14 protein-coding genes are annotated in these 13286 nt (G+C 68.9%); 10 read left to right on the top strand and 4 right to left on the bottom strand.

From position 1 onward, the window contains the following. The first annotated feature begins 99 nt into the window (after positions 1-99). Together ACQPY4_RS14060 and ACQPY4_RS14055 are read left to right on the top strand one after the other, a co-directional pair. The gene (locus ACQPY4_RS14060; RefSeq protein ID WP_433336283.1) at positions 100-801 is read left to right on the top strand and encodes a GntR family transcriptional regulator; all 702 of its coding nucleotides are present in this window, start codon (positions 100-102) and stop codon (positions 799-801) included. A gap of 48 nt (positions 802-849) precedes the next feature. Continuing rightward, positions 850-1848, top strand: coding sequence for a LacI family DNA-binding transcriptional regulator (locus tag ACQPY4_RS14055; RefSeq protein ID WP_433336281.1), 999 nt, complete (start codon positions 850-852; stop codon positions 1846-1848). Positions 1849-1923: 75 nt separating this feature from the next. On the opposite strand, the gene ACQPY4_RS14050 is transcribed toward ACQPY4_RS14055, so the two are convergent. Continuing rightward, positions 1924-2556, bottom strand: coding sequence for a GntR family transcriptional regulator (locus ACQPY4_RS14050; RefSeq protein ID WP_433336279.1), 633 nt, complete (start codon positions 2554-2556; stop codon positions 1924-1926). A 143-nt stretch (positions 2557-2699) separates the two neighbouring features. On the opposite strand from ACQPY4_RS14050, the gene pdhA reads away from it, so the two are divergent. Genes pdhA through ACQPY4_RS14035 form a run of 3 tightly spaced genes read left to right on the top strand, consistent with a single transcriptional unit; the run spans position 2700 to position 6024 of the window. Further along, positions 2700-3773 carry a pyruvate dehydrogenase (acetyl-transferring) E1 component subunit alpha gene (gene pdhA / locus ACQPY4_RS14045; protein WP_433336277.1) on the top strand — a complete coding sequence of 358 codons (1074 nt, stop codon included), beginning with the start codon at positions 2700-2702 and terminating at the stop codon, positions 3771-3773. A 14-nt stretch (positions 3774-3787) separates the two neighbouring features. After that, positions 3788-4804, top strand: coding sequence for an alpha-ketoacid dehydrogenase subunit beta (locus ACQPY4_RS14040; RefSeq protein WP_433336275.1), 1017 nt, complete (start codon positions 3788-3790; stop codon positions 4802-4804). Further along, positions 4801-6024, top strand: a complete 1224-nt coding sequence (locus ACQPY4_RS14035; RefSeq protein ID WP_433336273.1) for a dihydrolipoamide acetyltransferase family protein — start codon at positions 4801-4803, stop codon at positions 6022-6024. Before ACQPY4_RS14040 ends, ACQPY4_RS14035 begins: the two co-directional genes overlap by 4 nt. Positions 6025-6072: 48 nt before the next feature. Here the strand turns inward: ACQPY4_RS14035 and ACQPY4_RS14030 are convergent, their stop codons facing one another. Next, the gene (locus ACQPY4_RS14030) at positions 6073-6942 is read right to left on the bottom strand and encodes an NAD(P)-dependent oxidoreductase (protein ID WP_433336271.1); all 870 of its coding nucleotides are present in this window, start codon (positions 6940-6942) and stop codon (positions 6073-6075) included. A gap of 49 nt (positions 6943-6991) precedes the next feature. Between ACQPY4_RS14030 and ACQPY4_RS14025 the strand changes: the two genes are divergently transcribed. The 3 genes from ACQPY4_RS14025 (at position 6992) to ACQPY4_RS14015 (ending at position 9072) form a co-directional block, all read left to right on the top strand. Then, complete coding sequence (locus ACQPY4_RS14025; protein WP_433336269.1) at positions 6992-7357, top strand: MerR family transcriptional regulator; 366 nt, start codon at positions 6992-6994, stop codon at positions 7355-7357. 342 nt (positions 7358-7699) lie between these two features. Then, positions 7700-8221, top strand: coding sequence for a DUF6879 family protein (locus ACQPY4_RS14020; RefSeq protein WP_433336267.1), 522 nt, complete (start codon positions 7700-7702; stop codon positions 8219-8221). Then, positions 8218-9072, top strand: a complete 855-nt coding sequence (locus ACQPY4_RS14015) for a helix-turn-helix domain-containing protein (RefSeq protein WP_433336265.1) — start codon at positions 8218-8220, stop codon at positions 9070-9072. Before ACQPY4_RS14020 ends, ACQPY4_RS14015 begins: the two co-directional genes overlap by 4 nt. A gap of 459 nt (positions 9073-9531) precedes the next feature. Here ACQPY4_RS14015 and ACQPY4_RS14010 read toward each other — a convergent pair whose 3' ends face one another. Continuing rightward, positions 9532-10497 (bottom strand): endonuclease/exonuclease/phosphatase family protein, encoded by a 966-nt coding sequence (locus ACQPY4_RS14010; protein WP_433336263.1) that lies wholly within the window; start codon positions 10495-10497, stop codon positions 9532-9534. 113 nt (positions 10498-10610) lie between these two features. Between ACQPY4_RS14010 and pnuC the strand changes: the two genes are divergently transcribed. Beyond that, complete coding sequence (gene pnuC, locus ACQPY4_RS14005; RefSeq protein ID WP_433336261.1) at positions 10611-11258, top strand: nicotinamide riboside transporter PnuC; 648 nt, start codon at positions 10611-10613, stop codon at positions 11256-11258. Further along, a complete protein-coding gene (locus tag ACQPY4_RS14000; RefSeq protein ID WP_433336259.1) occupies positions 11255-12334 on the top strand; it encodes an AAA family ATPase in 1080 nt (359 codons plus the stop codon). Before pnuC ends, ACQPY4_RS14000 begins: the two co-directional genes overlap by 4 nt. A 15-nt stretch (positions 12335-12349) precedes the next feature. Here the strand turns inward: ACQPY4_RS14000 and ACQPY4_RS13995 are convergent, their stop codons facing one another. Continuing rightward, positions 12350-12982: a LuxR C-terminal-related transcriptional regulator gene (locus ACQPY4_RS13995; RefSeq protein ID WP_433336257.1), complete on the bottom strand. Its 633-nt coding sequence runs from the start codon at positions 12980-12982 to the stop codon at positions 12350-12352. Positions 12983-13286 lie beyond the last annotated feature (304 nt).

The raw sequence follows: 13286 nt of genomic DNA, 5'->3' as shown, positions 1-13286 counted from the left end.
GATTGTTCAACAATTCAGCAATACCCATGTTGATGATTTCAACGTGAGGCGCGTTAGGCTGAGGGGGCACTCATACCCACCCCCCGAGGAGGACCTGCGATGGCGACGGCGGCCGAGGGCTCCATGGCCAGGATCGCGGCGTCGCGGGACGACATCGGCGGGTCCAGCACGGCCGCCCGCATCGCCCGGCTGCTGCGCGAGCAGATCACCGACGGGGAACTCGTCCCCGGGGAGCGGTTGCGCGAGGGCCCGCTGAGCGAAGCGGCCGGGGTGTCGCGCAACACCACCCGCGAGGCATTCCGCCTGCTGGCGCAGGAGGGGCTCGTCGTCCACGAGTTCAACCGGGGCGTCTTCGTCCGCAGGCTGACCGCCACCGACCTCAACGACGTCTACCGGGTGCGCCGCATCCTGGAGTGCGAGGGCGTGCGCGGCGCGGCCGAGGCCGGCCCCGAGGCCATCGCGCGGGTGTCCGCCGCCGTCGCCGAGGGCGAGCGCGCCGCCGAGGCCGACCGCTGGCGCGACGTGGCCACCGCCGACATCCGCTTCCACCGGGCCCTCGCCGCGCTGTGCGACAGCCCCCGGGTGGACGACATGATGGAGCGCATCCTGGCCGAGCTGCGGCTGGTATTCCACGCGATGGGCCCCCGCCGCGAGTTCCACGGCCCGTACCTGCGCCGCAACCGCACCATCGCCGACCTGCTCGAACGCGGCGACACCGAAGGCGCCGAACGCGAGCTGCGCGACTATCTCGACACCGCCCAGGAGCAGCTCGGCGAGGCCTACCGCCGCCTGGAACAGTGACCCAGGGCCCTTGAGGGGCCCAACGGCGTTGCGGCAGCATGCAGAGCCGTGAGCACACTTGAGGACGTGGCCAGGAAGGCCGGGGTCTCCCTCGCCACCGCCTCCCGCGTGCTGAACGGCAGCACCCGGCGGGTCGGGGCCCCGCTGCGCGAGAAAGTCGAGCGCGCGGCGGCCGAGCTCGGCTACGAGGCCAACGTCGCCGCCCAGGCCCTGGCCCGGGGCTCGAGCAACGTGGTCGGCCTGGTCGTGCACACCCTCGACGACCCCTACTTCGCCACGATGGCCGAGGGCGCCATCCGCGCCGCCGAGCGCCACGGGCTGACGGTCATGGTCGGCACCACGCGCCGCGACCCCGAGCGCGAGGTCGAGCTCGTCGCCACCCTGCGGGCCCAGCGCTCCCGCGCGATCGTCCTGGCGGGCTCGCGGACGACCGACGCCGGGGCCACCCGGCGGCTGCGCGCCGAGCTCGACCGCTACCGCGCCTCGGGCGGCCGCGTCGCCTGCGTCGGGCAGGACCTCCTCGGCGCCGTGACCGTCGCCCCCGGCAACCGGGAGGGCGCGGCCGCCCTCGCCCGCGCGCTGGCGGACCTCGGCCACCGGCACTTCGCCGTCCTGACCGGCCCGGCCGACCTGATCACGGGCGTCGACCGCACGGAGGGCTTCACCCGGGCCCTGGACGAGCTCGCGCTGCCCGCCCCGCGCCTGGTGCCCGGCGGCTTCGACCGCGACGGCGGCCACACCGCCGCCCTCGACCTCCTGAACGCCGGAACGGACGACCTCACCTGCGTCTTCGCCGTCAACGACGTGATGGCCGTCGGCGCCCTGGCCGCCTTCCGCGAACGCGGCGTGGCCGTCCCGGACGAGCTCTCGGTCGCGGGCTTCGACGACATCGCCACCCTGCGCGACCTCGTCCCGGCCCTGACCACCGTCCGCCTCCCCCTGACCTGGATGGGCGAGCGCGTCCTGGAGCTGGCCCTGGCCGACGACGCCGCCACCGAGCACGTCCCCGCCGAGATCATCCTGCGCGAGAGCACCCGAAAGCTCTGACCCTGGCCCCGCGCGCGATCGCGAAGCGATGCGGCAATCGCGAAATCACGGTCGCGCAGCGGGACGGGATTTCGTTTACGGCGCGTAGTTCATGACGTGGTCGTGCAGCATGCGGGCCGCGTCGGGGTCCTGGCGGCGGAACGCGGCGATCAGCTCGGCGTGCTCGGCCGACTTGGAGTAGATCTCGGTGCGGTGGACGCGCAGCGAGAGCGTCGTCCACAGCTCGATGCCGAGCGACTCCCACACCGACATCAGCAGGCGGTTGCCCGCGGTCTCGACCACGTGGCGGTGGAAGACGATGCTCAGCCGCATCTGGGCGGCCAGGTCGCCGCTCTCGGCGGCGCGCTGGAGCTCGCGGTTGGCGCTTTCGAGGGCGTCGGCGCACCCGGCCAGGCGGGGCAGCGCCAGCTCGACGGCGGTGCGCTCCAGCCCGGCGCGGACCGGGAAGATCTCGCCGAGGTCCTCCTCGGTGAAGTCCCTGACCCGCGCGCCCCGGTTGGGCAGCGACTCGATCAGGCGCTGGGCCTCCAGCTGGCGCAGGGCCTCGCGGACGGGCCCCTGGCTCACCCCGAGCTCGGCGGCGATGCGCCGCTCGACGATCCGCTCGCCCGGCTCCCAGCGTCCCGAGCTGATGCCGTCCACGATGAACTCGCGGATCTGGTCGGCCAGGCCGGTGCGCAGAAGAGGAGCGGTGGGCGTCGAATTCACGAAGCCCATGGTAGAGGGCGCGCGACCGGCCGAGGGGGGCGCTATGCTCGTGACGTACGCCATATGATCGATCATTAATCAATGATGATCGGTGGTGCCGCGGCGATCCTGCGGCACGTCCCCTGGACGGAGGCAGTAGCCCCATGGCTCAGACCACCAAGGCCGCACCGGCCCGGTCGCGCAAGCGGCCGACCACGCCCAAGCCCGCGGCGGACGCCGAGACGCTGGTCTCCTATTACCGGCAGATGCTGCTGATCCGCCGTTTCGAGGAACGCACCGCCCGCGCCTACACCGAGGCGAAGATCGGCGGGTACTGCCATCTGAACCTGGGCGAGGAGGCCACGGTCGTCGGGCTGATGAGCGCCCTGCGGCCCACCGACTACCTGTTCACCAACTACCGCGAGCACGGCTACGCGATCGCCAAGGGCATCGAGCCGCGCCGCGTGATGGCCGAGCTGTACGGCCGCTCGACCGGCGTGTCGAAGGGCTGGGGCGGGTCGATGCACATGTTCGACGCCGAGGCCCGCCTGCTCGGCGGCTACGGCATCATCGGCGGCCAGCTCCCGCTGGCCACCGGCGCGGCGCTGGCCGTCGACTACAAGGGCGGCGACGAGGTCGTCATGTGCCACATGGGCGACGGGACGGCCGCGATCGGCGCGTTCCACGAGTCGCTCAACATCGCCGCGCTGTGGAACCTTCCCGTGGTGTTCGTCGTGATCAACAACGGTCTCGGGATGGGGACGACGGTCGAGCAGTCCTCGTCCGAGCCCGAGCTGTACAAGCGCGGCGCGGCCTACCGCATGGACAGCGCCCGGGTGGACGGCACCGACGTGGTCGCCGTCCGCGAGGCCGCCGTCACCGCCGTCGAGCACGCCCGGAGCAAGAGCCGCCCGTACCTGCTGGAGACGATCAGCCCCCGGCTCAAGGGCCACTCGGTCGTCGACCCGGCCCGGTACCGCTCCAAGGACGAGAAGGAGGCGCTGCTCTCGGAGGACCCGGTCGCCCGCTTCGCCGCCGAGCTGGAGAAGGCCGGCACGCTGACCGCCGAGACGCTCCAGACCATCGAGGACGAGGTGCGCGCCGAGGTCGAGGAGGCCGCCGCGTTCGCCGACGCCAGCCCCGCGCCCGACGTGTCGACGCTGTTCGACTACACCTACGCCACCCCCGTCCCGGGCGAGGGCCGCCGCCTGCCCGCCGACCCCGTCTTCACCTCCTGAGGAGGCCCGAACCAATGGTCACGATGACGTACCGCCAGGCCCTCAGGGACACCCTGCGGGCCGAACTGATCCGCGACGAGAACGTCTTCCTCATGGGCGAGGAGATCGGGATCTTCGAGGGCTCCTACAAGATCACCGAGGGGCTGCTCAAGGAGTTCGGGCCCAAGCGCGTCCGCGACACCCCGATCGCCGAGGAGGGCTTCGTCGGCGCCGCGATCGGCGCCGCGATGCTCGGGCTCCGTCCCGTCGTGGAGATCATGACGATCAACTTCTCGCTCCTCGCGCTGGACCAGATCGTCAACCACGCCGCCAAGATCTACGGGATGTTCGGCGGCCAGGCCAGCGTCCCGATGGTCATCCGCACTCCCGGGGGCGGCGGCCAGCAACTCGGCGCCACCCACTCGCAGAACGTCGAGCTGTTCTACTCGTTCATCCCCGGCCTCAAGGTCGTCGCCCCCAGCACGCCCGCCGAGGCCTCCTCGATGCTCAAGGCCGCGATCCGCGACGACGACCCGGTGCTGTTCCTGGAGAACCTGGCGCTCTACAACGCCAAGGGCGAACTCCCCGCCGAGCCCGCCGACATGGAGCCCGCCGAGATCGGCCGCGCGGCCGTCACCCGTCCGGGCACCGACATCACGATCATCGGCTACTCCCGGATGGCCCAGGTCGCCACCCAGGTCGCCGAGACCCTCGCCGCCGAGGGCATATCGGCCGAGGTGGTCGACCTGCGCAGCCTGCGTCCCCTCGACCGCGAGACCGTCGTGGCCTCGGTACGCAAGACCGGCAGCGCCGTCGTCGCCGAGGACGACTGGCTCACCTACGGCATCGGCGCCGAGATCGCCGCCACCATCCAGGAGGGCGCCTTCGACTGGCTCGACGCCCCGGTCCGCCGGGTCGCGATGGCCGAGGTGCCCCTCCCCTACGCCAAGTCCCTGGAGTCGGCCGCCCTCCCGTCGGCCGAGTCCCTCCTCACCGCCGTCCGCGCCACCCTCCGCGCGACCGGCCGCGCGCCCCTGGAGGCCACCCGATGACCGAGATCCTCATGCCCCGGCTCTCCGACACCATGGAGGAGGGCGTGGTCAGCGCGTGGCAGAAGAAGCCGGGCGACCCGATCGCGGTGGGCGACGTCATCGTCGACATCGAGACCGACAAGGCCGTCATGGAGTACGAGGCCTACGAGGCCGGAGTCCTCCAGGAAATCCTCGTCCCCGAAGGCGAGACCGCAGCCATCGGCGCCCCCATCGCGGTAATCGCCCCCACAGGCTCCACCCCCACACCGACCACGAAGCCGGCAGAGACGGAGAAGCCGACGGAGGCAGAGAAGCCACCCGCCCCGGCCCCCACGCCACGCCCGAACGGCTCACGTCCCCCGTCCTCCCCCCTGGCCCGCCGACTGGCCCGCGACCACGGCCTCGACCTGAGCACGCTCAACGGCAGCGGACCGGGCGGACGCATCGTCCGCGCCGACATCGAAGCCGCCATCCGCGCCACCGGACCCGCCCCAGCCGCACCGCCGCAGACACCTCCGGCACAAGCACAAACGCCTCCGGCGCAAACGCCCCCGGACGACGAAACCGAACTGGTCCCGCTCACCCGGTTCCGCAAGGTCGCCGCCAAGCGCCTCACCGAGAGCAAGCGCACCGCACCGCACTTCTACCTGTCGCGCGACGTCGACGCCGAGCCCCTGCTCGCCTTCCGCGCCACGCTCAACCAGGCGCTCGACCCGGCCAAGATCAGCGTGAACGACCTGATCGTCAAGGCCTGCGCCACCGCCCTGCGCGAACACCCCGAGATCAACGTCTCCTTCACCGAGGAGAACCTCCTGATCCACCGCCGCGTCAACGTAGGCGTGGCGGTCGCGGTGGACGGCGGCCTCCTGGTCCCGGTCATCCGCGACGCCGACCGCAAGGGCGTCTCGCAGATCGGCGCCGAGACCCGCGAGCTGGCCGCCAAGGCCCGCGACGGCAAACTCGGCGCGCAGGAAATGAGCGGCGGCACGTTCAGCGTCAGCAACCTGGGCATGTTCGGCGTCGGCTCCTTCTCCGCGGTCATCAACCCCCCGGAATCCGCGATCCTCGCCGTGGGCGCGGTCCGCGACGAACCAGTCGTCCGCGACGGCGCCGTAGTCCCGGGCAAGCGCCTCTCGATCACCGCCTCCTTCGACCACCGAGCCATCGACGGCGCCGTAGGCGCCAAGTTCCTGGCCCGCCTAGCCGAACTCCTGCAAAACCCGCTCCTCATCGTCGCCTGACAAAGAGCCACGGGCGGGGGGAATCCCCCCGCCCACAGGCCTTCGTCATCACGGTTTGCCGAACTCCTCAATCAGCACGGGATACTGCTCCGCCCCATGTCCGGCGGCGATCGAACGATCGGCCATCGCCTTGATCAGCTTCGGCAGTTCGGCGTTGACGCCCACCGCCTCGCTCTCCTCGATCAGGTGGGCCATCGCCCGCACATCGGTCTCCAGCGCCGACACCTCAGCCGGAAAAGACCCGGCATCGACCTGCTCGGCATACCCGGGCAGCCATTCCGCCACCACCAAGGCGATCTGTCGAGCAAACGGCGCATAAGTCACGGCGTCGACGCCGGCCGTCCTGAGCATGGCGGTGCCCTGAAGCCAGGCATTCAGAACACTCCACATCATGACAAGGCCGGCCCCGTCATACAGCGAAGCCAGCCCATGGTCCTCCCCGAGATAGACGACGGTGCCAAGCACACCAAGCGTCGCCTCATGCGCCTCAAAGTCAGACCGCGACCCACAATGCAAAAGCACCGCCTCCGCCGTCCCGATCGCCGGAGGGACCGCCATGATGGCCCCGTCCAGGTAGCGGGCACCCCGCCCCTCAGCCCACCGAGCGGCCTCCCGAGCCTCCCCCGAATCCCCCGAGGTCAGATTGACCAGCACCACACCCTCAACATCATTCGCACCAACCACCTCGCGCATCGCCCGGTAATCGGCAACACAAACAATCACCAGCGCCCCGGCCCCAAGCGCCTCCCCGACCGAAGACGCCAACCGCGCGCCCCGGGCCACCAACCGCTCGGCCTTCGAGACCGTCCGGTTCCACACGATCGTCGGATGCCCGGCTTCCAGCAACGCCCCGGCGAGCGCCTGCCCCATCAGCCCGAGCCCGATGACCGTCACAGGTGTTTCGGCTTTGTTGTTCATGGCAGCATCGTCAACGTTGATACCGGTGTGAAGGTCAAGCGAGGTTTCGATGCGGATCGGTGAACTGAGTCACCGCACGGGCGTCAACGCCCACCAACTGCGCTACTACGAGGCCCAGGGCCTCCTGGAGGCGACCCGCCGCGCCAACGGCTACCGCGACTACAACGAGAACGCCGTCCTACGCGTAAAACAGATCCGCCACCTCCTAGGAGCCGGCCTGTCCTCCGAAGACATCGCCTACCTCCTCCCCTGCGTCACCGGCGAGGCCCCCCACCTCCGCGGCTGCCCCGACCTCCTCACCGCAATGCGCTCACGCCTAACCCGCCTGGACGACCAACTGACCAAACTCACCCAATCCCGCAACACCCTCGCCGCCTACATCACCACCGCCGAACAAACAGCCGAGGACGGATGAGATCGAAATTCTGCGACAATCCCAACCTTGAGCAACTTTGAGCAACGCCCTTGACGGCCGCCACGACCCGGTTGGACGCTATAGCCAAGCGACCCAGTGCCCCTCGCAAGGGAGAATTGCCATGAACTTGACCTTCATTTGCAAGGACCCAGCCTCTCGAACCGATGATGATTGCCCGGCGTTTTATCGGACAGATCAGGGCACATGGGTTGTCCAAGGGTGGCACTTGGCAGATCCCGGCCTCCGCAGTCAACTGAGGAATCTTGCGAGAAATGAAACGTATCTTGAAATCCCTGACGGCCTTGTGCGACTGTTGATCCAAATGCACATGAAGGGTGAACTGTGAAATCAATTGCTGCACAAGACCGAAGAAGGCTCTTTGAGACCTTCAAAAGAGAAGCACTTCACTTGGAAATGCGAGATTTCTACGATACTGGAGATCTTGAGAAGGTCGAACGCTGGAAAACCGGCGAACCTGACGACCTCGAATGGCTCAAACCATGGTGCAGCCGAGTACAGAAGGACGTAGCTAAGGGAAAACGATACCGCCGCGCTTGTGTAGTTTCCGAGCCGCTCACAGAATATCAAATGTGGGCCTACAGCATCACCCAGCCCAACCTCGATGCCGGGGAGGATATCCGCTGGGTTCCCCGCAGACTGGTGTCTACGATTCCACTTCCGGGAAACGATTTCTGGCTTTTTGACGATGATGCGGTCGTGTTTGGGATTTTTGGCGGCGACGGCAATGTTGTTGAGCGTCAGCTATTCACAGAACCGGAAGTCGTCCAGTTTTGCCGCAATGCTTTTGAAGCAGCCTGGGCCGTGTCGATCCAACACCACGACTATCAACCGGTCCGGCAGTGACCGAGCAGGTCCAAGCTGCAAGGACAGCGTTTGGTGACAGACTCAGGAACATCCGCAAGGACGCCCGGCTCTCAGGCAGAAAGCTTGCCGCTCTGAACAATTGGCACTTCACCAAGGTCAGCAAAATCGAGCATGGCCGCCAGAACGCAACAGAAGATGACATCAGAGCCTGGTGTATCGCCTGCCACTCCGAGGAGCAGATACCGGAGCTGATAGCCACGGTTCGCGATATCGCTCAAATGTGGGAGTTGTACCGCCACTCACTGAGAGGTGGACAGAAACGGCTACAAGCAAGAGGCACACCACTTTACAAAGCTACGAAGCTTATCCGAGCCTATGAGTCGATCTGCCCGCCTGGCATCCTACAGAGTCCCTCATACGTTCGGGCAGTGATGGAAGTAAACGCGTCAATGTTCGGACTGACTGATGATATCGATACAGCGGTCGAAGCCCGGCTTGAGCGCCAAGAATTGCTCTATTCTTCCGAGCACCGATACTCATTCGTCATTGAAAATGGCGCCCTCGCGGCCATCATGGGCGGCGTCGACTCATTGTTGGAGCAGCTTGATTTTCTCGACACCGTGACCAGCCTTCCCAGCGTCTCCTTTGGGATCATTCCTCCGAATGTCACGAGGAAGATCTTCCCAGGGGAAGGGTTCTACATTTTTGATGACTCAATGGCCCGCACCTCGACATTTGCAGGACGCATTCGTACGGTAGAGCCCCAAGATGTGGCATTCATGATCCGAACGTTCCGGTCATTGCAGTCCCAAGCGGTCTACGGCAACAAAGCCAGGGCTTTGATCAGCCAGCGCCGACGCGAGTTGGAGCAACTCCGCACGACTTCATAGCGATTGACCCGCCTCGGGGCTGCGGCGGGAGACCAGAGCCTCGCCGTATCGATGCGCCTATTTGAGTGGAGGTGGCGTGGGGGCGGAGCCCCCACCGGGGTTTGGGGCGAAGCCCCAATGAGGCTGTCCGAGCGGAGCGAGGGCGTTGGGGTTGGGGGTGCGGTGATTGGGGGCGCGGGCGCGTGGGCTCGGCTCGCCAGGGCGAACGGGGTCAACGCCGACCTGGGGAGCGCGCTGGTCGAGGCCGATTACGGCGACCGGCGCGAGGCTCTGCGCGTCGCGCGGGCCGAGTGGGATCGCCGCTGTCCCGGCGCGCGGCCCGGCGGGGAGTGCGGGGCTCATGTCGCCGACGCGCTGGCCTGCTGCGCGACCGTCTCCCGCGTCCGCGGTGATGCCGATCGGCACGTCCGCCACCGTCGTGGCGCTCCCGCTCGGGCTGGCGCTGGGCTGAGCCCGTGATCAGGGCAGGCGGAGGGTGGCGAAGACCGCGCGGTGGTCGGTGCCGCGGATCGCGCGGACGCCGAAGGACTGGACGGCGACGCGGCCGTCGGCCAGCACGTGGTCGAGCGTGGTCGGCGGCGTCCGGCTGGCGTGGGAGCCGAGGTTGGGCCACGTGGTGCGCAGGCCCTCGCCCATCACGTCGGCGGCGTCGCGGTAGCCGCTGTCCAGCAGGTCGCGCATCAGCCCGTGGTCGAGGGTGGCGTTGAAGTCCCCCGCCAGGACGCGGACCGGGCCGCCGCGCTCGGCGCGCGGCAGGGCGCGCAGGCCGTCGCGCCAGCAGTCGGCCATGGACGCCGTCGAGGGCGCGCAGGGGTGCACCGAGACGACCTCGACCGGCGGGGCCCCGGGCACGTTCACCTCGACCCGGGCCTGGGCGAACCCCACCTTGATCACGGGCTTGGCCCGCAGCGGGTGGCGCGAGTAGACCGCCGATCCGGTGACTCCCGGCTCGGCCAGCACCACCGCGTGGGGCAGCAGCCCCTTCAGCCCCGCCTTGTGCAGGGCGGTCTCGGCCCCCGGAGTGAGTTCCTGCAGCGCCAGGACGTCGGTCTTGGTCTCCCTCACGAGCTTCAGGACGTCGGCGATCTCGGCCTCGCCCTTGAGCAGGTTCGCGGCGGCCACCCGCAGGACGGGCCCGTCCACGCCGGGGTTGCCGTCCGGCAGGGCGCGCGGCAGGACGGCCCAGACCAGCGAGACCGCGACCATCGCCGCGACCCCGGCGGCCCACCAGCAGCGCAGCACCAGCGCCACCAGCGGGACGAGCACCCCCGCGCCCACGACATACGGGGTGAAGGCCACCAGCTGCCCCCAGCGGAAGAGTGGCTCCCAGCCCGTCCAGCGCAGCACGGCCCACGCCGCGAACGGCACCACGGCGACCCACACCGCCATCGTCAGCCAGGCCCGGTCGTTCGCTTCTTGCCGCACGGCACTCTCCCAATCCCTGGGTACTCACTGATCGTGGACGCCGGGAGGGGCCCGCAAGTTCGGACGATCGCCTGTTATCGTCCCGCTGACGATTTAACAGCCCTGGAGCCGACATGACTCTGCACGATCTGCTGGGCCCCCTGCTGGAGCCCGCCTTCCATCTCGGCGAGGTCCCCACCACCTGGGCCGAGCTGCTGGGTTTCGTCACCGGCGCGGTCAACGTGTGGCTGGTCGTCCGGCAGAACATCCTCAACTGGCCGATCGGGATCGCGAACGTGATCCTGCTCGGGCTGGTCTTCCTGGACGGCGGCCTCTACGCCGACGCGGGCCTGCAGATCGTCTACATCGGGCTCCAGGCGTACGGCTGGTGGCAGTGGCTGTACGGCGGCACGGGCCGTGACAGCCTGCCCGTCACGCGCACCGGGCGCGGCGAGTGGGCCGTGCTCATCGCCGCGGGCGCCGCCGCGACGGCGCTGCTGACCTGGACGCTCTCGGTCTGGACCGACTCCGACGTCCCGTTCTGGGACGCGCTCACCACCGCGCTGTCGCTGATGGCGATCTACGGGCAGTCCCGCAAACTGCTGGAGTCGTGGTGGATCTGGATCACGGCAGACCTGGTCTACATCCCGCTGTACTGGTACAAGGACCTCAAGCTCACCAGCGTCCTGTACCTGGTGTTCCTCAGCCTGTGCGTCGCGGGGCTGGCGGCCTGGCGCCGCGACCACGCCGCCCGGCTCGACCCGGCCCCCGTCGCGGCATGACGCTCCACCGCCACGGCCTGGTGATCGGCAAGTTCTACCCGCCGCACGCGGGCCATCATCACCTCATCGACACCGCGGCGCGGGCGTGCGAGCGGCTGTCGGTGGCCGTCGCCGCCTCGTCGGTCGAGAGCGTCCCGCTGGCGCTGCGCGCCGCCTGGCTGCGCGAGGCGCATCCGCAGCCGCACGTCGACATCGTCCCGGTGGTGGACGACAACGAGATCGACTACGACTCCGACGCGGTCTGGGCCGCGCACGTCGCGGCGTTCCGCGAGGGTCTGGCGCACTTCGGCGCCCCTCCCGTGACCGCCGTGTTCAGCAGCGAGCCCTACGGCGCCGAGCTGGCCCGCCGCTTCGGCGCGACCCACGTCCCGGTCGATCCGCCCCGGGAGGCGTTCCCGGTGAGCGGCACGGCCGTCCGGGACGACCCCGTCGCCAACTGGCACTGGCTGGCCCCGCCCGTCCGCGCCTATCTGGCCCGCCGCGTCGTGGTGGTGGGCGCGGAGTCGACGGGCACCACCACGCTCGCGCGCGACCTGGCCGCCCACTACCGGACGCGCGGCGGCGTCTGGGCGGCGACACGGTGGGTCCCCGAATACGGCCGCGTCTACTGCCAGGAGAAGCTCGCCGGGGCGCGGCGCGACACCGGCGACGCGACCCTCTGGCTGGACGACCTCACCTGGCGTTCCGCGGAGTTCACCACGATCGCCGAACGGCAGCTGGCCCTGGAGGACGCCGCCGCGCGGACGACCTCGCCGCTGCTGGTCTGCGACACCGACGCCTTCGCGACCACGCTGTGGCACGAGCGCTACCTGGGCTCCCCGATGACCGTCCCCGAGGCCGCCGACCACGACCTGTGGATCCTGACCGACCCGGCGGGCGTCCCCTTCGAACAGGACGGCTGGCGCGACGGCGAGCGTATCCGCGCGTCGATGGCCGCCCGCTTCGCCGAAGAACTCCGGCGCCGCGCCCTCCCCCACATCACCGTCACCGGCCCGCCCGCGAAAAGGCTGGAAACCTCTGTGCGCGCGACCGACGCCCTCCTGGCGGAGGGCTGGACCTTCACCTCGCCGCTCTGACCGTGCGGCGGCGGTTCACAGGCCGAGTCCGGCGTCCTTGGCGCGCACCGCCGCCGCGGTGCGGTCGGCGACCTGCAGCTTGGTGAAGAGCTGGGAGATGTGGTTGCGGACGGTCTTCTCCGCCAGCACCAGCTCGCGGGCGATGCGCCGGTTGTCGTAGCCCCGGGCGATCAGGTCGAGGATCTCCCGCTGGCGGTTGGTCAGCTCGGGGAACGCGGCCCGGCTCGGTAGCTCGTGGACGGCGGAGAAGTACGCCCCGAGCCGCGCCGCGATCTCGGGGCTGAACACGGCGCCGCCGCCCGCCACGATGTGCACCGCCCATCTCAGCTCCCGCTGCGAGGAGCTCTTGAGCATGTAGCCGCGGGCGCCGGCGCGCAGCGCGGCCACCACCAGGTCGTCGTCCTCCGCCGCGGAGACCACCAGGACGCCGGGAGGCGGCTCGGTGCCCGATGCGATTCCGCGCAGCGCGTCGACCCCCCGGTCGTCCGACCTTTCCAGGTCGAGCAGCACGACATCGGCGGCCGGTGTGAGGAAGGAAAGCGCGTCCTCCGCCTCCGCCCCGGTCGCCGCCTCCCCCGCGAAATCGAGGGTGTCACTTTCGTCCAGCGCGGCGCGGAGGCCGGCTCGAAACAATTCGTGCTCGTCCACCAGGAACACGCGAATGTTCTCACTGTGCCATCGTGGGCGCGCCGCCCCATCCAGCTTCGTGGTATCGGCGAGTTGTGACACGGAGCCCCCGTCCAATCAACCCAATGAAAGGCTACGGCACCCCCTGACCCAGGGAATGCCTACTAGTAATGTTCATTGTAATTTATACTCCATCATTTGGTGTGATCATTTGCATTGGCCAGATCTGGACATTTGGATTAGCGTCAATATAAATCTCCTTAGACAAAAGTAGACGTTGCTTATTGACATAGTTATTGACATTCACATGATGATGTGTTCGGTC

Origin of the sequence: Spirillospora sp. CA-294931 (assembly GCF_050946795.1) — a bacterium.
Lineage (GTDB): Bacteria > Actinomycetota > Actinomycetes > Streptosporangiales > Streptosporangiaceae > Spirillospora.
This window is presented reverse-complemented; position numbering and strand designations above follow the sequence as displayed.

Bases quoted from the DNA above. Each gene is read 5' to 3' on its own strand.
- ACQPY4_RS14060 (WP_433336283.1), top strand. From the start codon at position 100: ATGGCGACGGCGGCCGAGGGCTCCATGGCCAGGATCGCGGCGTCGCGG.
- pdhA (WP_433336277.1), top strand. From the start codon at position 2,700: ATGGCTCAGACCACCAAGGCCGCACCGGCCCGGTCGCGCAAGCGGCCG.
- ACQPY4_RS14040 (WP_433336275.1), top strand. From the start codon at position 3,788: ATGGTCACGATGACGTACCGCCAGGCCCTCAGGGACACCCTGCGGGCC.
- ACQPY4_RS14035 (WP_433336273.1), top strand. From the start codon at position 4,801: ATGACCGAGATCCTCATGCCCCGGCTCTCCGACACCATGGAGGAGGGC.
- ACQPY4_RS14030 (WP_433336271.1), bottom strand. From the start codon at position 6,942: ATGAACAACAAAGCCGAAACACCTGTGACGGTCATCGGGCTCGGGCTG.
- ACQPY4_RS14025 (WP_433336269.1), top strand. From the start codon at position 6,992: ATGCGGATCGGTGAACTGAGTCACCGCACGGGCGTCAACGCCCACCAA.
- pnuC (WP_433336261.1), top strand. From the start codon at position 10,611: ATGACTCTGCACGATCTGCTGGGCCCCCTGCTGGAGCCCGCCTTCCAT.
- ACQPY4_RS14000 (WP_433336259.1), top strand. From the start codon at position 11,255: ATGACGCTCCACCGCCACGGCCTGGTGATCGGCAAGTTCTACCCGCCG.